General features: G+C 63.1%; 15 protein-coding genes. 10 read left to right on the forward strand and 5 right to left on the reverse strand.

All coding sequences use genetic code 11. The features are described from left to right. The first annotated feature begins 66 nt into the window (after nt 1-66). The gene (locus tag VI26_RS19845; RefSeq protein WP_019102937.1) at nt 67-444 is read left to right on the forward strand and encodes an acyl-CoA thioesterase; all 378 of its coding nucleotides are present in this window, start codon (nt 67-69) and stop codon (nt 442-444) included. A 184-nt stretch (nt 445-628) separates the two neighbouring features. Continuing rightward, nucleotides 629-2,065, forward strand: coding sequence for an OmpP1/FadL family transporter (locus VI26_RS19850; RefSeq protein WP_048411498.1), 1,437 nt, complete (start codon nt 629-631; stop codon nt 2,063-2,065). Here VI26_RS19850 and VI26_RS24735 read toward each other — a convergent pair. Continuing rightward, entirely contained in the window at nt 2,053-2,337 is a 285-nt protein-coding gene (locus VI26_RS24735) for a hypothetical protein (protein WP_156183976.1), read from the reverse strand. The genes VI26_RS19850 and VI26_RS24735 overlap by 13 nt on opposite strands. A gap of 198 nt (nt 2,338-2,535) precedes the next feature. Between VI26_RS24735 and VI26_RS19855 the strand changes: the two genes are divergently transcribed. Together VI26_RS19855 and VI26_RS19860 are read left to right on the forward strand one after the other, a co-directional pair. Continuing rightward, entirely contained in the window at nt 2,536-4,911 is a 2,376-nt protein-coding gene (locus VI26_RS19855) for a 3-hydroxyacyl-CoA dehydrogenase/enoyl-CoA hydratase family protein (protein WP_048411499.1), read from the forward strand. Nucleotides 4,912-5,105: 194 nt separating this feature from the next. Continuing rightward, nucleotides 5,106-6,308, forward strand: a complete 1,203-nt coding sequence (locus VI26_RS19860) for an acetyl-CoA C-acyltransferase (protein WP_048411500.1) — start codon at nt 5,106-5,108, stop codon at nt 6,306-6,308. A 61-nt stretch (nt 6,309-6,369) separates the two neighbouring features. On the opposite strand, the gene VI26_RS19865 is transcribed toward VI26_RS19860, so the two are convergent. Then, nucleotides 6,370-7,803: a PilZ domain-containing protein gene (locus tag VI26_RS19865; protein ID WP_231581068.1), complete on the reverse strand. Its 1,434-nt coding sequence runs from the start codon at nt 7,801-7,803 to the stop codon at nt 6,370-6,372. 239 nt (nt 7,804-8,042) lie between these two features. Here VI26_RS19865 and VI26_RS19870 point away from each other — a divergent pair, with 239 nt between their 5' ends. From VI26_RS19870 to VI26_RS19880, 3 genes are all read left to right on the forward strand, one after another. Then, complete coding sequence (locus tag VI26_RS19870) at nt 8,043-10,250, forward strand: patatin-like phospholipase family protein (RefSeq protein ID WP_197081545.1); 2,208 nt, start codon at nt 8,043-8,045, stop codon at nt 10,248-10,250. 295 nt (nt 10,251-10,545) lie between these two features. Next, nucleotides 10,546-11,475 carry a triacylglycerol lipase gene (locus tag VI26_RS19875; RefSeq protein ID WP_048411503.1) on the forward strand — a complete coding sequence of 310 codons (930 nt, stop codon included), beginning with the start codon at nt 10,546-10,548 and terminating at the stop codon, nt 11,473-11,475. Between the two features lie 14 nt (nt 11,476-11,489). Further along, complete coding sequence (locus VI26_RS19880) at nt 11,490-12,389, forward strand: lipase secretion chaperone (RefSeq protein WP_156183977.1); 900 nt, start codon at nt 11,490-11,492, stop codon at nt 12,387-12,389. Between the two features lie 8 nt (nt 12,390-12,397). On the opposite strand, the gene trpC is transcribed toward VI26_RS19880, so the two are convergent. The 3 genes from trpC to bluB all read right to left on the reverse strand — a co-directional run bounded on the left by trpC (nt 12,398) and on the right by bluB (nt 14,478). Further along, the gene (gene trpC, locus VI26_RS19885; protein ID WP_048411505.1) at nt 12,398-13,204 is read right to left on the reverse strand and encodes an indole-3-glycerol phosphate synthase TrpC; all 807 of its coding nucleotides are present in this window, start codon (nt 13,202-13,204) and stop codon (nt 12,398-12,400) included. Between the two features lie 87 nt (nt 13,205-13,291). Then, nucleotides 13,292-13,804 (reverse strand): prolyl-tRNA synthetase associated domain-containing protein, encoded by a 513-nt coding sequence (locus VI26_RS19890; RefSeq protein ID WP_048411506.1) that lies wholly within the window; start codon nt 13,802-13,804, stop codon nt 13,292-13,294. Nucleotides 13,805-13,836: 32 nt separating this feature from the next. Then, complete coding sequence (gene bluB, locus VI26_RS19895; protein WP_048411507.1) at nt 13,837-14,478, reverse strand: 5,6-dimethylbenzimidazole synthase; 642 nt, start codon at nt 14,476-14,478, stop codon at nt 13,837-13,839. Nucleotides 14,479-14,907: 429 nt separating this feature from the next. Between bluB and VI26_RS19900 the strand changes: the two genes are divergently transcribed. From VI26_RS19900 to pheA, 3 genes are all read left to right on the forward strand, one after another. Next, nucleotides 14,908-16,362: an aminoacyl-histidine dipeptidase gene (locus VI26_RS19900; RefSeq protein ID WP_048411508.1), complete on the forward strand. Its 1,455-nt coding sequence runs from the start codon at nt 14,908-14,910 to the stop codon at nt 16,360-16,362. A 139-nt stretch (nt 16,363-16,501) separates the two neighbouring features. After that, the gene (locus tag VI26_RS19905; protein WP_048411509.1) at nt 16,502-17,710 is read left to right on the forward strand and encodes an MFS transporter; all 1,209 of its coding nucleotides are present in this window, start codon (nt 16,502-16,504) and stop codon (nt 17,708-17,710) included. 274 nt (nt 17,711-17,984) lie between these two features. After that, nucleotides 17,985-19,058: a prephenate dehydratase gene (pheA, locus tag VI26_RS19910; RefSeq protein ID WP_048411510.1), complete on the forward strand. Its 1,074-nt coding sequence runs from the start codon at nt 17,985-17,987 to the stop codon at nt 19,056-19,058. The last annotated feature ends 49 nt before the right edge of the window (nt 19,059-19,107 follow it).

Raw genomic sequence — 19,107 nt, forward strand, 5'->3', positions numbered from 1 at the left:
GGCCGCTTGGCTGAAATGCCGCCAAGTCGCAGGCGCCGAGCGGCGCATAATAACAAAGGAGCAAGCATGGACCGCCCTGAAGTCCGGATCCCGACGCTGCGCGTGCGCGCGCTGCCCACCAGCACCAATGCTTACGGCCGGGTCCAGGCCGGCTGGCTGATGAACCAGATCGACATGGCCGGCAGCCTGGATGCCGAACGCCTGTCTCGCGGGCCGGTGACCACGGTGGCGGTGAACACCTTCCAGTTCGCCGCGCCCATCCTGCTGGGCGATGTGGTGGATCTTTATGTCGAGAGGCTGAGGATAGGCCAGAAATCCATCACGCTGAAAATCACGGTCGAGGCGGAGCGCATCGATGGCTCGCACGAGGCGATCACCGAGGTGGTGGCCACCTATGTGGCCGTTGATTGCGATGGAAAATCGCGACTTTTGGGCGATATTTAGCGCATTTCAGTGCTTTTTTGCGTGCTTGTTGCAGAAATGTCTCATTAAACGTTTGTTTGGAACAAACACTCCAAAACCTTGGTGGAATTGCTCTAATTCTCTGGTAGCATCAAATATGACCAGTGCGTGCCATTGGTCATCTAAATCATAAAACGCTACAGCAATACAAAGAGAGAGGGAGAACATGAAACTCAAGCACCTCAGCCTGTCCGTGATGGTCATGGGCGCAACATTCGGTCTAATGTCCACCCAGGCCGTGGCCTCGGGTTATCAGTTTGGTTCGCAGAGCGTGTCCGGTCAGGGCACCGCGCATGCCAACGGCGCCGAAGCCAACGATCCTTCCACCATCTTCGCCAACCCGGCCGGCCTGTCGCGGCTGGACGGCACCCAGATTTCCGGCGGCGCGACACTGGTCGTGCCGCATTCTGAATACACCGACAACGGCTCGACCAATATTCTTGGGCAGCCGACCGGTGGTGGTAATGGCGGTTCTTTCGCGCCCAAGGCGGTGGCCGCGCCCAATTTCTACCTGTCGCACAAAGTGAACGACAAGATCAATGTGGGTGTCGGCGTGTTCGTGCCCTATGGTGCCAAGCTGGATTATGGTTTTGACTGGGCTGGCCGTTATGCGTTGAAAAGCGTGAACCTGCAGTCGTTCAACATCAACCCGTCGATGTCATTCAAGTTGGATGACCGTCACTCCTTCGGCTTCGGTATCTCCGCGCAATATATGGATGCCAAGTTGCAGCAGATGGCGGATGCAGCCTCGGGTTTGAAGCAGACTTTTGGCCCGTTGGCGGCGGGTGTGAGAGGTGATGGTCTTGCGGATGTGCAGGGTGATGACTGGGGCTTTGGTTGGAATATCGGCTATATGTTCCAGTTGGATGAGAATACCCGCTTTGGCCTCGCGTATCGTTCCAGTATCAAGCAGTCGTTGTCTGGTACGTCCACTTGGACGTTTAACAATGTCCAAGGTAATGTGGTGATTCCACCGATTCCTGGTTTGCCACTGCCCCCGGGAACCTATCGAGGGAGCGTATTGGCTAAAGCTAAGCATCCGAATGCTTCGGCTAAGGTGGATGTCACCACGCCGGAAACTGCTTCCGCCAACTTCTTCCATCAGTTGAATCCGAAATGGGCGCTGATGGGCGATGTGACCTGGGTGGCCAACTCCCAGATGAAGAATATCGCCATCCAACAGTCCACGGTGAATGGCACAGCGCAGGGCGATATGGTGATTCACCAGAACTGGCGCGATACCTGGCGCGTGTCCCTGGGCGCCAACTACCAGTACAACGACACCTGGCTGTTCCGTGGCGGCGTGGCTTGGGAGCAGTCGCCGCTGCAGTCCGACAGCGACCGTCACCCGGCGCTGCCGGATAGCGACCGCCTGTGGCTGTCGCTGGGCGCCAACTACAAGATCAATAAGCAAAGCTCGGTGGATGTCGCCTACAGCTTCATCAACTTCACCAACGCCAATGTGAACTACACCGACGGTTGCAGCCCGACAGGCAAGAGTCCGACGACCGGCGCCGCGTGTACCGGCAACGGCGGCACGGTCAAAGGTAGCTACAAGACCTATCTGCAGTTGATCGGCCTGCAGTACAACTATCGCTTCTGATTTTGATCCGGCCGGGGGGTCCGGCTGAGTGAAGGGGCGGGCGCTTGCGCTCGCCCCTGCTTGCGTTGTTGGCCGACCTGGCTGGCTGCTTTTTGCCCTGATTTTTCATCGAACACCCCCTGTTTTTTTGCCCAAATTGGGTTAGACTTATTCGAGAGAAAAGCGAGTGTTTGATATTTTTCAATACAAACTTTTCCTGACTGCGTTTGGCGGTGTTTGCTATGGCTGCCAAGCCGGTTTTTCAGTAGATTGATGGCTATCCGCCATGGCATGGGAAAGCATTCCCATCCGGGCAAGAGAGCCGGGCTGGCCGGGTATTACACAAGCACTTCCGACCAGCCGAGTAGTGCCGGCTGTAGCGGCGGCGCGCCGCCGACTCAGCGCAAGGACGAACAACGCCCGTCCTTGAAGCAGGCTGAGCAGGCGAGAGGGGCCTGTCTCATGTTGTGTTTCAACAAAACGAGGAAACCATGTCTCAAACCAAGTTCAACGTACGCAAGGTCGCCGTGCTAGGCGCTGGCGTGATGGGCGCTCAAATCGCCGCCCATCTGGTGAATGCCAAAGTTCCGACCATCCTGTTCGATCTGCCGGCCAAGGAAGGCGACAAGAACGGCATCGTGCTCAAGGCGCTGGAAGGCCTGAAAAAGCAGAAGCCGGCGCCCTTGGCCAACAAGGATGCCGTCAACCACATTCAGCCGGCCAATTACGACGACCATCTGCACCTCTTGAAGGATTGCGACCTGGTGATCGAGGCCATCGCCGAGCGCATGGACTGGAAAGTGGACCTGTACCACAAAGTGGCGCCGCATCTGGGCGAGCACACCATTTTCGCCACCAATACTTCCGGCCTGTCGATCAACACCCTGGCGCAGGGCTGCCCGGACAGCGTGCGCCCGCGTTTCTGCGGCGTGCATTTCTTCAATCCGCCGCGCTATATGCACCTGGTGGAAATCATCCCCTGCCTGACCTCGGACGCTCACATCCTGGATAATCTGGAGCGCTTCCTGGTGTCCAGCCTGGGCAAGGGCGTGGTGCGCGCCAAGGATACGCCCAACTTCGTCGCCAACCGCATCGGCGTGTTTTCGATGCTGGCCACCATCGCCAACGCGGCCAAGTTTGGCATCCGCTTCGATGTGGTGGACGATCTGACCGGCCCGCGCTTGGGCCGCCCCAAGTCCGCCACTTTCCGTACCGCCGACGTGGTGGGCCTGGACACCTTCGCCCACGTGGTCAAGACCATGCAGGACACCCTGCCGCAAGATCCGTGGCATGGCCTGTTCCAGACCCCGGAGTGGATGCAGAAGCTGATCGCCGCCGGCGCGCTGGGCGCCAAGACCAAGGCCGGCATCTATAAGAAAGACGGCAAGCGCATGTTGGTGCTGGACCCGGCCAAGGGCGAGTATGTCGGCGCCGGCGAGAAGGGCGACGACGCGGTCAAGGACATCCTGAAGATCGCCAATCCGGCGGAGAAATTCCAGAAACTGCGCGAGAGCAGCCACCCGCAGGCGCAATTCCTGTGGGCATGTTTCCGCGATGTGTTCCATTACATTTCCCACCATCTGGCCGATATCGCCAACTGCGCGCGCGATGTCGACTTCGCCATCCGCTGGGGCTTCGGCTGGAGCGTGGGTCCGTTCGAAACCTGGCAGGCCGCCGGTTGGCAGCAAGTGGCCAAGTGGCTGGACGAAGACGTGAAAGCCGGCAAGGCGCTGAGCGCCGCCGCGCTGCCGGCCTGGGTGCTGCAGGGCGACCGCGCCGGCGTGCACTTCGCCGAAGGTTCCTTCGATCCGGCCGGCAACAAGCTGGTGGGCCGTTCCACGCTGGACGTGTACCAGCGTCAGCTGGCGCCGGCCAAGGTGCTGGGCGAGGCGGCGGCGCCGCTGGGCGAAACCGTGTTCGAGAACGAGGGCGTGCGCGCCTTCACCACCGGCGACGAAGTATTGGTGGTGTCGTTCAAGAGCAAGGCGCACGCGATCGGCCCGGCCGTGATCGAGGGCTTGAACAAGGCCATCGACATCGCCGAAGACCGCTTCAAGGGCTTGGTGATCTGGCAGACCGAGGAGCCGTTCTCCGTTGGCGCCGATCTGCAGTCTATGATGCCGGCCTTCATGATGGGCGATTGGGACGCGATCGACGCGACGGTGCGCCGCTTCCAGGAAACCTCGATGCGCCTGCGCTATTGCCAGGTACCGACGGTGGCGGCGACCCAGGGCTATGTGTTCGGCGGCGGCTGCGAATTCGCGATGCACTGCGACAAGACCGTGGCGGCGCTGGAATCCTATGTCGGCCTGGTGGAAGTGGGCGTTGGCCTGCTGCCGGGCGGCGGCGGTTGCAAGGAGTTCGCGCTGCGCGCCGCTCAGGAAGCGCGCGGCGATGTGCTGGCCGCGCTGAAGGACTACTTCATGGCCATCGCCACCGCCAAAGTGGCCACCAGCGGCTTCGAGGCGCAGGAAATCGGCTTCTTCCGCAACGGCGACCCGGTGGTGTTCAACGCCTACGAGCTGCTGCACGTGGCCAAACAGCAGGCGATCGCGCTGGCCGAGGCCGGCTATCGTCCGCCGCTCAAGGTCAAGGGCTTCCCGGTGGCCGGCCGCAGCGGCGCCGCGTCGATCAAGGGCCAGTTGGTGAACATGCTGGAAGGCAACTTCATTTCCAAGCATGACTTCTTCATCGCCGGCCTGATCGCCGACGTGATGACCGGCGGCGACATCGAAGCCGGCACCCTGGTCAACGAGCAGTGGATTCTGGACCTGGAACGCAAGGCCTTCATGACCTTGCTGAAGAACTCCAAGACCCAGGATCGCATTGCCAATATGTTGACCACCGGTAAGCCGCTGCGCAACTAAGTGCTTGGGGATGATTCTGCTGCGCGCGCCGATATCGAATGCTGCGATGCTCGCCGTACCGCATGTACGGCTGCGCTTCTCGCTTCGATCTCGGCCCGCTCGCGACGAATCCTCCCGCAAGCACGGCCAATAGCCAGATGAAAGGCCGCCTGATCGCCGTAGCGCGGATCAGGCCGCCGACAGGAGAATCAAAAATGAGCAAACAAGTACAAGAAGCCTACATCGTCGCCGCCACCCGCACGCCGGTGGGCAAGGCGCCGCGCGGCATGATGCGCAATGTGCGTCCGGACGACATGCTGGCGCATGTGATCACCGGCGCGCTGGCCCAGGTGCCGAACCTGGATCCCAAGCTGATTTCCGATTGCGTGGTGGGTTGCGCGTTTCCGGAAGCGGAGCAGGGTCTGAACATGGCGCGCATCGGCGTGCTGCTGGCCGGTCTGCCCGACACCGTGGGCGGCATCACCATCAACCGTTACTGCTCGTCCGGCATCAACGCGGTGCAGATGGCCGCCGACCGCATCCGCCTGGGCGAGGCCGACGTGGTGATCGCCGCGGGTTCCGAGTCGATGTCCCTGGTGCCGATGATGGGCAACAAGGTGTCGCTGAATCCGGAAATCTTCAGCAAGGATGAGAACTACGGCATCGCTTACGGCATGGGCCTGACCGCCGAGAAAGTGGCGCAGCAATGGGGCGTGTCGCGTGAAGATCAGGACGCGTTCGCGGTGGAGTCGCATCGCCGCGCGCTGGCCGCGATCGACGGCGGCAAGTTCAAGAGCGAGATCACGCCGCTGGAAGCGATCTACCGCACGCCTAATCTGGAAACCGGCGAAGTGCTGGTCAAGAAGCGGGTGCTGGACACCGATGAAGGCCCGCGTCGCGAAACCACGCTGGAAGGCCTGGCCAAGCTGAAGACGGTATTCGACGCCAAGGGTTCGGTGACCGCAGGCAACTCCTCGCAGATGTCCGATGGCGCCGGCGCGGTGATTCTGGTGTCCGAGCGCGTGCTCAAGGAGTTCAACCTGACGCCGCTGGGTCGCTATGTGACTTTCGCGGTCAAGGGCGTGCCGCCGGAAATCATGGGCATAGGCCCGAAAGAGGCGATCCCGGCCGCGCTGAAGCAAGCTGGCCTGCAGCAGGACGATCTGAAGTGGATCGAGCTGAACGAAGCGTTCGCGGCTCAGGCGCTGGCGGTGATCCGCGATCTGAACCTGGACACTTCCAAGGTCAACCCGCATGGCGGCGCGATCGCCCTGGGTCACCCGCTGGGCGCCACCGGCGCCATCCGCACCGCCACCCTGGTGCACGGCATGCGCGATGCCGGCCAGAAGGGTTACGGCATGGTGACCATGTGCATCGGCACCGGCATGGGCGCAGCCGGCATCATCGAAGTGCTGTAAGACGCGTTTTTTCGACGCAAAAAAACCGGCTCGCGATGGTGAGCCGGTTTTTTATTGCGCCTCAGTCGACTTTGGACAGGGTGTCGAAGTCGCTGTGGCTGCAATCCTCGTACTCATGCTGCGGCGTCTTGAGGCGGATCTGGTAGGACTTGCCCTGCGCCGCCAGTACCAGTTGCTTGTCCGGCTGGGTCAAGGCCTTGGGCATCAAGAAGCAACGCTGGCCCTTGCGCGAATTGGGCTGGGTGATGTAGATCGCGGTGGACGGCGGCGACTCCGGGCGCTCCGGGTCCAGCAGCGATACGCCGACCGGGCTTTGACCGAGGATCTCGATGCCGACCTTGGTGCCGTTGCTCTGACGCAGTATCCGGCGGATCACGCCAAGCAATAGCGGGTGATTCTCCGCCTTGACCAGGATGACGCGGCCGATGGCCAGCTGTTCCACCGCCTTGCCGATGAAGGTGAGGCCCATGCCGGTGGCGCTGATGTCATTGATGCGCCAGTCGCTGGCCCGCTCGGAATCATGCTCCTGCACATCCTGAACCTTGACCTGGTAAGCGACGCGCTCGAAGCCGATATTGACCAGCGCATTGGACGCATGCAGGGAGCGCTCCGACTTGCGCAGCGACTTGCCGCCGTCGGTAGACCAGCGGATGGCCAGTTTTTCGCATAGAATGGCCCATTCCTCGCGCTCCAGATTGCCATCCATGGCGGCGAGGGCGGGCGGAATGCGGCGGTCCAGATCGAACATCAGATCAGCCAATCGGCTGGTGATGACATAGGCGGACCAATAGCGGTGCCATTTGCCGGCCATGCCGCGCAACATCGCCTGCGGCGGCTCAGGCATCGACAGATTGTAGACGAAGATGGGTTCCTCCACCGGTGGCTGCTTGTCCAGCGGTATGCCCTGGCTCAACATCATCAGCAACTGATCAACGGCGACGATTTCCCGGTGCAGCATATTGTCGGTTTGCGCCAGAAACAGCATGCCGGCCTGGATCAGCAATTGCTCGCAGCTGAATTCTTCCGGACTGTTCAGATACAGTTTGACCGGATGGCGTGCGAAACCGCTTTCCTCCGCCTGACTGTAAAAGCGGAAGCCGTTCTGCCAGGCCGAGCCTTCCGGCTTCAGGTAGCGCAGCGAATTCCAGGCGATCAGGCGCATCTGGTGGTGCAGGCCGCGGGTGGTGATGATGCGGATCTCGTCGTCGGGCACCGCGTTGGGGTGGCTTTTGTAGAGCCTCAGACAGATCTGGTAGGCGGAGGACAGCTCATGCCAGTAGGCGAGGATGGTGGGCAGATAGCCCTTGCTGCCGCCCTTGGACTGCAGATAATCCTGGCACAGCTGGCGGTGGATGTTATTGGCCTTGTCATCAACATAGACTAAGGTCTTGACACGTTCCTTGAGCGATATCTCGGTGTCGGTATTGATTTTTGCGACGGCCTTGATGATTTCGACCAGGGCGCCGAAATACTCGGCCTGCGGCAAATCGCGCACTAATAGCGTCGCTGACTGCGCCACTTCGGACGCTGTCGTGTTTTTGTTCAGAAGGGAACTGACTAGTGATTTGAAGTCAAACATTTAGCCCGGCTTTATAGGAAATTATGTTTTCATTAGCATATCGCTATATCTTACGCCACGCGCAGGCGCGGGTGAAACGGTAATTCTCATTATTTACCCATATGCTTACAAATAACAATCACGGGAATCGGCGGCAGCGGCTGCTGGGCTTGATCTTGGCCGGTGTTTTGGCGCAGACGGCCTGGGCCGGCGCTGAAGCCGCGGTCGACGCCTATCCGCCGCAAGGCGTGGGTCTGGTGCTGGGAGGCGGCGGCGCGCGGGGTTTTGCCCATTTGGGGGTGCTCAAGGAATTGGAGCGTTTGCGGGTGCCTATCGCCTGCATCGCCGGCACCAGCGCCGGCGCCTTGATTGGTGGTATTTATGCAAATGGCTTGCCGCTGGAGCAGATGGAGCGCGAATTCGATGGCGCCGACTGGGAGGCCTTGCTGTCCGGCAAGCCGGTGCGCGCCGATGTGCCCTATGACCGCAAGCGCGATGATTACAAGAACTATCTGGATATTACCTTCGGCCTGAAGAAAGACGGCCTGGGCGTGCCGCGCAGCGCGATCAATTCCCAGGAAATCGAGCTTTACATCCACAAGTTGACCCGCGATCGGGTGGTGGGCAATTTCGATCAATTGCCGATTCCGTTCCGCGCCATCGCCACCGATCTGGCCACCGGCGAACCGGTGGTGTTCTCCCAGGGCTCGCTGGCGCGCGCGCTGCGCGCCAGCATGGCGGTGCCGGGTCTGTTCGACTTGATCGAGGACGATGAGGGCCGCTTGCTGGTGGATGGCGGCCTGGCGCGCAACCTGCCTATCCAGGACGTCAAGGGCCGCTGCGCGGATCATGTGATCGTGGTCGATGTGTCCACGCCGCTGATGAAGGCGGGGGAAATCCATTCGCTGTTCGACGTGGTGGCGCAGACCTCCAATCTGATGGTCAGCCGCAACGCCAAGGAGCAGATGCGCAAGCTGGACAAGAGCGACATCGTGATCAAGCCGGATCTGAACGGCTACACCTCGGCCTCCTTCAATGAGCACCAGGCCATTACCCAGCGCGGCGAGGCAGCCGCCAAGGCGCTGGCCAAGCAGCTGGAAGCCTATTCGGTGTCGGAGGAGGAGTACGCCGCGTGGCGGCGCCGGCTGGCACGGCCGCATTTCCCGCTGATAGACAAGATCCAGGTGGAGGGTAAACCCGGCCAGTTCACCAAGCCGGAGCAATTGGCCAAGTCGCTGGCCTTCTCCTCGGTGGTTGAGCCGGTCAGCAGCGCCCAATCCAGGCTGCGCGGCGTGTTCGCCGGCGGCGATTACGACCGGTTGACCTATCGCGTCGACAATGTGTCCGGCCGTAATGTGATGACGGTGCTGCCGCTGGAGCGCAGCATCGGTCCTAATTTCATGCGTTTTGGCCTGAATCTGAGCAGCGCGACGCCGGGGGAGAGCAACTTCAATTTCTTGGCCTCGCATGAATGGCGCAACGCCAATAGCGCCGGCGGCGCCTGGCGCAACGATGTGTCCATAGGCCAGAACAAGCTGATCAAGACCGAGTGGTATCAGCCGCTGTACGAAGGCAGCCCGGTGTTCACCGCCGCCTCGCTGGGCTATCGCCAGGACTTCCTGCCGGTTTACAACTCTGACCACACGCTGAATCTGGAGTGGAATAATAATGTCGGTAGCGTGCGCCTGGATGGCGGCCTGGCCTTGGGGCGCTATGGCGAGTGGCGGATAGGCGCGTACCGGGACGACAACCATTTCAGCTCGCGGGTGTCATGGCTTCCCGGCGTGGTGCCGCCGAACTACCGAGATGCCGGCATTGCCAGCAGCCTGGTGGTCGATCAGTTCGACAATCCGAAATGGCCGCGCGCCGGCTATTTCTTCAGCGGCCGCGTCACCAAGAGCATTCCGTCCTGGGGCAGCGATGTCAATCTGACGAGTTACGACACCGTGCTGGAGTACGCCAAGACCCTGGGCAGCGTGACGATGCGGCTCAGCGCCAAGAACAAGGGAGCGTTGAACCGCGGCAACGACGAAGCTTTCCTGGTGGTGCCCAGATCGCTGGGCGGCTTCCTGAACCTGAGCGGCTATCAGGATTCCGAGTTGATCGGCGAGCGCTCATCCTTGTTCCGTTCCATGCTGTACTGGCGCGCATCCAGCCTGCCGGCGGCTTTGGGGTCCGGTGTTTATGCCGGTATTTCTATGGAATTGGGCAAAATCTGGGGCAGGGTAGGGACCAACGATTGGTCGCAGAGCAATAGCGACTGGATTCCCGCCGGCTCGGTGTTCCTGGCCGCCGACACCATCATCGGTCCGTTCTTCGTCGGCATGGGGACGGCAAGAGGCGGCAAGCCGACTGCCTATCTCTATCTGGGTACCGACTATTGAACTGATCTCGGTTTATCCGCTGTTGGGAAAACCAAAAACGCTATATGGCGCAAGCCATATAGCGTTTTGTTTTTACTGGGCATTAGTGGGCGCTAGCTGTGGCCAGGCGTTGTTGTTGATCTTTTGGACGGTTGAATTTTAAGTTCATGTATTTTCTGTTGTTGATATGTTACGTAAAAATACAAACGTTTGAATAATTCTGGTGTTTTTTCCGGCTTTCCCCTATCAACAGTCGTGGGCCCAAAAACCAGAGTAAATACTCAGCCCGCATTTCATCGACTAGAGGAGAAACACCATGAAGAAGTTGCTACACGGAGTACTGCTGTGCCTGGGTTTGCTGCTGCCCTTGACCGCGGCCCATGCCGCGGCCGGCTACACCCAGACCCGCTACCCCATCGTGCTGGTCCACGGCTTGTTCGGTTTCGGCCAATTACTGGGGGTGGATTATTTCTACCAGGTGCCGGCGGCCTTGCGCGGCGACGGCGCCCAGGTGTTCATCGCCGAGGTGTCGGCGCTCAATAGCAATGAAGCGCGCGGCGAGCAGTTGCTGCAGCAGGTGCAAAAAATCATCGCCATCACCGGCGCGGCCAAGGTCAATCTGATCGGACATAGCCAGGGCGCGCCCACCGCGCGCTACGTGGCCGGCGTGCGGCCGGACCTGGTGGCGTCGGTGACGTCGGTGGGCGGGGTCAACAAGGGCTCGGTGGTGGCCGATATCGCGCGCGGCGTCGCGCCTCCGGGATCGGTGTCGGAAGCGGTGGCCGCCGCGGTGGCCAAGGCGCTGAGCACGGTGATCCAGTTCTTCGCCGGCACTTCCGGCCAGCCGCAATACCCGGCAGGGGCGCTGGACTCGCTGACCACCGCCGGCTCCGCCGCCTTCAGCGCCAAGTTTCCGCAAGGGGTGCCGAGCAGCGCCTGCGGCGAGGGCGACTACCAGGTGAACGGCATCCGCTATTACTCATGGACCGGTTCGGCCACGGTCACCAATGTGCTGGATCCCTTGTCCGCGCCCATGGGCGTGCTGGGCCTGGCTTTCGGTTCCACGCCCACCGATGGCCTGGTCGGCGCGTGCTCCGCGCATTTGGGGCAGGTGATTCGCGATAATTACCGGATGAATCACATGAATGAGATCAATCAGAGCTTTGGTCTGGTCAGCCTGTTCGAAGTGAGTCCGGTGAGCTTGTACCGGCAGCAGGCCAACCGTTTGAAGAACGCGGGGCTGTGATGCGGCGGGCCTGGATGGCTTGGGGCTGCGCGCTGCTCTTGGGCGTGTTGGCCTGGCTGGGCTGGCCCGCCGCCGATGACGCTGCGGCGCAGGCTGGCGGCACGGCCCCGCTGGCGGCGGCGCCATCGCAGCGCGGCACCCAGGCCGATGGCCGGGCCGGCGTGGAGGCGGGCGGCGCCTTGCGGGTGGACGCCGAGCTGCGGCGCTTGTTCGACTACCAACTGGCGGCGCTGGGGGAGCGGGATTTATCCGCGGTGCGCAAGGCGGTGCAACAAGCGTTGCAGTCTCAGTTGAGCGGCGCGGCCCTGCGGCAGGCCTTGGAATTGTTCGACCGCTACGTCGCCTACCGGCGGGCCTTGAGCGAGACCAAGCTGGCGGGGGGGGGCGCGGCCGAGGGTTTGCAGCGGATGAGAGCGCTGCGTCTGCAATTCCTCTCCGCCCAAGAGGTGACCGGCCTGTTTGGCAGCGAAGACGTCTACGACGATTTCACCGTCAAGCGCTTGCGCATCATGGCCGACGCTGGCCTGAGCGCCGCGCAGCGGGCGGCGCAACTGAAGGCGCTGGAAGCCGGCTTGCCGGCCGAATTGCGCGCGGCGCGCCAAGAGCCGATCAAGCACCTGGCTTTGGCCGAGGCGGAAGAGGCGCTGAAGAAGCAGGGCGGCGGCGAGCAGGAACTGTACGCCTTGCGCGCCGGCATGGTGGGCCAGGCCGCCGCCGATCGCTTGTCGCAACTGGACCGCGAGCAGGCGCAGTGGCAGTCACGCGTCGATGCTTACCGGCGGGACGCGCAGCGCGTGCAGGCCACGCCCGGCCTGGACGCCGCGCGGCGGGATCAGGCGCTGGCCGACTTGCGCGCCAGGCGCTTCAATGCGCGGGAGCAATTGCGGCTGGAGGCGTTCATCCCGCCGCAATAGCCGACCGTTTAGTGGTTTTCTTGGCTCTGAAACAGCCGGGAGAGTCCTTCTCCCGGTTCTTTTTCGCGCATGAAGGCTTCGCCCACCAGGAAGGTGTGCACCTCGTGGCTGCGCATCAGCCGCACGTCGTCGATGGTGGCGATGCCGCTTTCGGTGATGGCGATGCGGCCGTTCTCGATTGGTGGCAGCAGCTTCAGCGTGGTGGCCAGGCTGACCTCGAAGCTGCGCAGATTGCGGTTGTTGACGCCGATCAGCTCGGTGCGCAGTTGCAGCGCCTGTTCCAGTTCCTCGGCGTCGTGCACCTCGGCCAGCACCGCCATGCCCAGTTCCATCGCCAGCGCTTCCAGCTCGCGCATCAGCGGCAGCTCCAGCGCGGCGGCGATCAGCAGAATGCAGTCGGCCCCCATCGCGCGGGCTTCGTATACCTGGTAGGGGTCGACAATGAAATCCTTGCGCAGCACCGGCAGCCGGCAGGCGGCGCGGGCGGCCTGCAGATAGGCGGCGTCGCCCTGGAAATACTGGCGGTCGGTCAGCACCGACAGGCAGGCGGCGCCGTGCTCGGCATAGCTGGCGGCGATCTCGGCCGGACGGAAGTCCTCGCGGATCACGCCCTTGCTCGGACTGGCCTTCTTGATCTCGGCGATCACCGCGGCCTGGCCCAGCGCGTGTTTGGCACGCAGCGCGGCGACGAAATCGCGGCGGTCGCCGCTGCGTTGTTCCGCGGCGGCGCGCACCGCGCTCAGCGGCTGCTGACGCAAGGCGGCGGCGATTTCCTCGCGCTTGGTGGCGATGATGGTGTTGAGTATGTCTGACATGCTTGAGTCTGCGATCCAGGCGAAGCGAAAGAAACGACCATCATGCAGGAACTGCCGTGGCCTTGACAAGCCGTGGCGCCGTTCCGGCTAGAGCGGGTCCGAGGGGGCTTGGCGGCGCGGCACCGCGACGAGGCGCGGCGCATGGCCGGTCAAGTCCAGGAAGCGCAGCAGTTCTTCCATCGGCAGCGCCAGCGTGCTGGTATTCACCAGCGGGTGACAGAGGATGGCGTGCTGACGGCTCAGCTCCTGGTCAATCACCACGGCGACCTGGCGCTCGCTGTCATTGAGCGCGGCCAGCAGCGTCACCGCGCCCGGCGTCAGGCCCAGATAGCGTTGCAGGCGTTCCGGCGAGGCGAAGCGCAGGCCTTTGAGCTCCAGCTGCTCGCCCAGGGCCTTGATGTCGACGCCGGCGGCGGCGGGCACCGCCAGCAGCACGTGCTGGCGGCCCTTGGCATCGCATAGAAACAGGTTCTTGCATTCCGCGCCGGGCAGGCCTGGCGTCAGGCGAGCGGCTTCTTCGCAGGTATAGACCGGCGGGTGATCGAAGCGTTGATGGCGGATCTGGTGCCGCTCTAGAAAGCGGTATAGGGCGTGTTCCATCCCCGCAGGCTAGCATGGCGCCGGCCGGCAGCTCAATGGTCGCGCCAGCGGTCCTCGAACACCAGTTGCTCCAGCGGTTGGCGGCTGGCCCACTTTTCCTGTTCCAGCATCGGTTGGGGATAGAACTCGGCGACATGGCCGAGGCACAGCACGGCGATGGGCTTGGCGCCTTCCGGCATGCCCAGCAACGCGGCCAGCGCGGCCGGGTCGAACAAGGACACCCAGCCCAGGCCCAGTCCTTCGGCGCGCGCCGCCAGCCACAGGTTCTGGATGGCGCAGGCCACCGAGGCCAGGTCCATTTCCGGCAGGGTGCGGCGGCCGAACACATGGCGCTCGCGGCCGTCCATCAGGGCGGCCACCAGCACCTCGCCGCAGTCGCGGATGCCTTCCACCTTCAGGCGCAGGAACTCGGCCTGGCGCTCGCCCAATTGCTCGGCGGTGCGCAGCCGCTCCGCGTCCACCAGTTTGCCGATGCTCTCGCGCAAGTCGCGGTCGACGATGCGGATGAAGCGCCACGGCTGCATATAGCCGACGCTGGGCGCGTGATGGGCGGCTTCGAGCAGGCGCCGCAGCAGCGCCGGGTCCACCGGGTCCGGCAGGAAGTGGCGCATGTCGCGGCGCTGCTCTATCACCCGGTAAATGGCGGCGATGTCTTGATCGGGATAGCGGTGCATGGCGGACCTTTCTTTAGATGCTGTCCAAAGTCTGCTAGGCAGGGTGAGACTTTGTGCGGCGAGAGCGATTTTCCCATGCGGATGCGCCATTAGTCCAAAGCCGCTTGCTTCACCGTTTTGCCTTGTCTCGCCCCGGCTCGCGGGCCTTGGAGCAGGCGGTGGCGAACAGACGGGGGGCGACTTTCCAGTGTCGGAGGATAGCGACTTTGTTACAGCTGGCAAATAGCATGGCGACGCCCCGTGACCGGCGCATGACTTCGGTCAAGCGATTCAGCGCATTAGACGCTTTTGGCATGAGTTTCCCACATGACGCCGCGCATGCGACCGTGATAAAGTCGACAGTCTGAATTTCCGCGTTGCCGCTTTTGTGCGGCGCGTTGGGCCATGGCAGTGGCCGCCATGGCGAATCGATGATTTAGAGGAATCTCCGTGACCCAAATTGCAGAACTGGAACCAAAAGTCGTCTGGGAGCATTTCCAGACCCTGTGCGAAATCCCGCGTCCGTCCAAGCATGAACAGCAGCTGCGCGACTATCTGAAAGGCTGGGCGGAACTGCGCGGCCTGAGCACCGTGGTGGACGAGGTCGGCAACCTGATCATCCGCAAGCCGGCGACAGCGGGCTATGAAGACCGTGTCGGCGTGGTGCTGCAGGGCCATCTGGACATGGTGTGCCAGGCCAATGCCGGCACCGAGCACGACTTTTTCAAGGATCCTATCCGTCCGGTGCTGCAAGACGGCTGGCTGGTGGCGGAAAACACCACCCTGGGCGCGGACAACGGCATAGGCGTGGCGCTGGGCATGGCGGTGCTCAATAGCGAGGAGGTGCCGCACGGCCCGATCGAGGTGCTGCTGACCCTGGACGAGGAAGCCGGCATGGGTGGCGCGCTGGGCCTGGGCACCGGCCTGCTGCAGGGCCAGTACCTGATCAATATCGATACCGAGGAGTGGGGCGAGTTCTACATGGGCTGCGCCGGCGGCGTCGACGTCAATGTCAGCCGCGCTTACGCGAGCGAAGCGCTGCCGGCCGGCTACCAGGCCGCCAGCCTGGTGATCAAGGGCCTGCGCGGCGGTCATTCCGGCGCCGACATTCATCTGGGCCGCGGCAACGCCAACAAGATCCTGATTCGCCTGATCCGCGAACTGGAAGCGGAAACCGATCTGCGCGTGTCCTCCTTCAAGGGCGGCACCGCGCGCAATGCCTTGTCGCGCGAGGCTTTCGCCGCCGTGGCCTTCCCAGCCGCCGACGCGGCCAAGGTGGCGGCCAAGCTGGACGCGTTCCAGAGCCTGCTGCGTTTCGAACTGGCCGGCGTCGATGAGGGCGTCACCGTGGTGCAGGAACAGATCGCGTTGGGCAGCGTGCTGGCGCGCGCCGACCAGAGCGCGATCTTCGCCGCGCTGCACGCGGCGCCGCATGGCGTCAAGCGCATGAGCCAGCGCGTCGAGGGCGTGGTGGAAACCTCCAACAATCTGGGCGTGGTGGTGCTGGAGCAGGGCAAGCTGTTCGCCAATCTGATGGTGCGTTCCTTGCTGGATTCCGGCACCTGGATGCTGGCGCGCGAGGTGGAAAGCCTGTTCCTGCTGGCCGGTTGCCAGGTGGGCATGGAAGGCGGCTATCCGGGCTGGGCGCCGAATCCGCAATCCAAGCTGCTGGCCTTGTTCCAGCAGGTCTATGCCAAGGAATTCGGCGGCGAGGCCCAGGTGCAGGTGATCCACGCCGGCCTGGAATGCGGCATCCTGGGTTCCAAGTACCCGGGCATGGACATGGTGTCCTTCGGCCCGAACATCCGCGGCGCGCATGCGCCGGGCGAACGCGTGGAAGTGGAATCGGTGGGCAAGGCCTGGCATTTGCTGAAGGCGGTGCTGGCGGCGGTGCCCGCGCGTTAAGCCTCGTCGAACAGCGGTTCGAGACGATACCCGGCCAGCGCCAGCGCTGGCCGGTTTTGTTTTTGCTGTCCTGGTTTTGCCCTATGATCACAACTGATCACCACTGCCTCGCCGCTGTGGTTTCGCATGGAGACAGTCAATGAACGATTCCATCAAACGCCTGCTGCTGGCTGGCGGCCTGATCGTGTCGCTGGCCATGGGCATACGCCATGGCTTCGGTTTTTTCATGCCGCCGATGACCCAGGCCTTCGGCTGGAGCCGCGAGGCCTTCGCGCTGGCGCTGGGCTTGCAGAACCTGGTGTGGGGCCTGGCCCAGCCATTCGCCGGCGCGCTGGCGGATAGGCACGGCTCCGGCAAGGTGTTGCTGGGCGGCGCGCTGCTATACGTCGCCGGCCTGGGCCTGATGACGGTGTCCGGCACGCCGCTGCTGTTTTCGCTGTCCGCCGGCCTGCTGCTCGGCCTGGCCTTGTCCTGTGTCACCTATAGCGTGATTTTCGGCGTGGTGGCGCGCAATGTGCCGCCGGCCTACCGTTCGCGCGCGATGGGCATCGTCGCGGCGGCCGGTTCCTTCGGCCAGTTCGCGATGATTCCGGTGGAACAGGGGCTGATCGATGGCCTGGGCTGGCTGCCGGCGCTGCTGATCCTGGCCGGCTGCGCGGCCTTGATGCTGCCCTTGTCTCGCTGGCTGGCGCGCGAGGACCGGCAGGCGCCGCCGGCCGCGGCCACGCATCTGCTGCGCGGCATGGCGGCCACATTCGCCACCGCCTGGAGCGAGCGTGGCTTCCGCCTGCTGATGGCCGGTTATTTCGTCTGCGGTTTCCAGGTGGTGTTCATCGGCGTGCACCTGCCGGCCTATCTGCGCGACCATGGACTGGGCGGCCATACCGCCAGCCTGGCGCTGGCGCTGATCGGTCTGTTCAATATCTTCGGCACCATGGCGTTCGGCGAGCTGGGCAGCCGCTGGTCCAAGCCCGGCCTGCTCAGCTTCATCTACCTGGCGCGCAGCGTGGTGATCGCCATCTTCCTGTTGTTGCCGCTCAGCGGCGCGTCGGTGACGGTATTCGCCGCGGCGATGGGCTTTTTGTGGCTGTCCACGGTGCCGCTGACCAATGGCGTGATCGCCGGCATGTTTGGCGTGCGCCATCTGGGCATGTTGTCCGGCGCGGTGTTTTTCTCGCATCAGCTGGGCAGCTTTCTCGGCGTGTGGCTGGGCGGCGTGATCTATGATCTGCGCGGCAATTACGATCTGGTATGGCTGCTGGCGATAGCGCTGGGCCTGCTGGCCGCGGCCGCCAATCTGCCGGTGCGGGAAACGCCGTCGGCCAGCTTCGCCAAGGAGGGCGCGTGAAGTCGGTGCTGCTCGCCGCTGGCGCGGCGGCGCTGCTGGCGGTGCTGACCGGCATGTATTTGCGCGCCGATTTCGTCGTCGACCTGGCCAACCGGGTGTGGACCTGTTTTGGCTGATCGCGGAAGGCTTGGTTTGAGCCGGAGCGGGTTTTCTCGCGGCAAAGGCTTGCGAGCGCTGCGCATCTCGCGGAAACTGGACGTTTCGAGAACCGAGCGCCCGAGTCCGGGCGCGCGCGCCTCCACCGGATGTGTGCAATAGAGAAAGACTGGAAGCCGTGTCGGAACATCTACTTAAACAGCATCGCGACGCCATCGACAATATCGATGTCGAAATCCTCAATCTGCTGAATCAGCGCGCCAGTCACGCGCGCGAGATCGGCGAGATCAAGGGCGGAGGCATCATCTATCGGCCCGAGCGCGAGGCGCAGGTGCTGCGCCGCGTCAAGGAGCTGAATCCGGGTCCGCTGCCGGGCGAATCGGTGGCGCGCCTGTTCCGCGAGGTGATGTCCGAATGCCTGGCGCTGGAAAAACCATTGTCCATCGCCTACCTGGGGCCGGAAGGCACGTTCAGCCAGCTGGCCACGCTCAAGCACTTCGGCCATGCCGCGCGCACCGTGGCCTGTAGCTCGATAGACGAGGCCTTCCGCCTGGTGGAGTCGCGCGGCCTGGATTACGTGGTGGCGCCGGTGGAAAACTCCACCGAAGGCGCGGTGGGCCGCACGCTGGATCTGATGGTGACCAGCCCCTTGAAGATCTGCGGCGAAGTGGTGCTGCGCATTCATCACCATCTACTGCGCAAAACCGAAGGCATGGACGGCATCCGCCGCGTGTACGCGCATGCGCAGGCGCTGGCGCAGTGCCACGAATGGCTGAACAAGAATTTGCCGGAAGCGGTGGAGCGGGTGTCAGTGGCCAGCAATGCCGAGGCGGCGCGACTGGCGGCCGAGGACGAGGGCGCGGCGGCGATCGCCGGCCAGGCCGCGGCCGAGCGCTACGCCTTGCTGAAGCTGGCGTCCAATATCGAGGACGAGCCGAACAACACCACCCGTTTCCTGGTGCTGGGCTTGCAGGATGTGGGCGCCACCGGCCAGGACCGGACCTCGGTGGTGGTGTCGGCGCCGAACCGGCCGGGGGCGGTGCACCACTTGCTGGCGCCCATCGCCGGCAACGGGGTGTCGATGAGCAAGTTCGAATCGCGGCCGTCGCGCGCCGGGCTGTGGGACTACGTGTTCTTCATCGATATGGAAGGGCATCGCGACGACGCCAATGTGCGGCAGGCGCTGGCCGGCTTGGCCGAGTGCACGTCCTTCGTCAAGGTGCTGGGGTCCTATCCGCAGGCGGTGCTCTGAGAACCTGTTTACGATCTGCTGCGCGTCGTGAAACGTGACACGGTGAGTA

It is taken from the genome of Chromobacterium sp. LK1, assembly GCF_001043555.1.
Lineage (GTDB): Bacteria > Pseudomonadota > Gammaproteobacteria > Burkholderiales > Chromobacteriaceae > Chromobacterium > Chromobacterium aquaticum.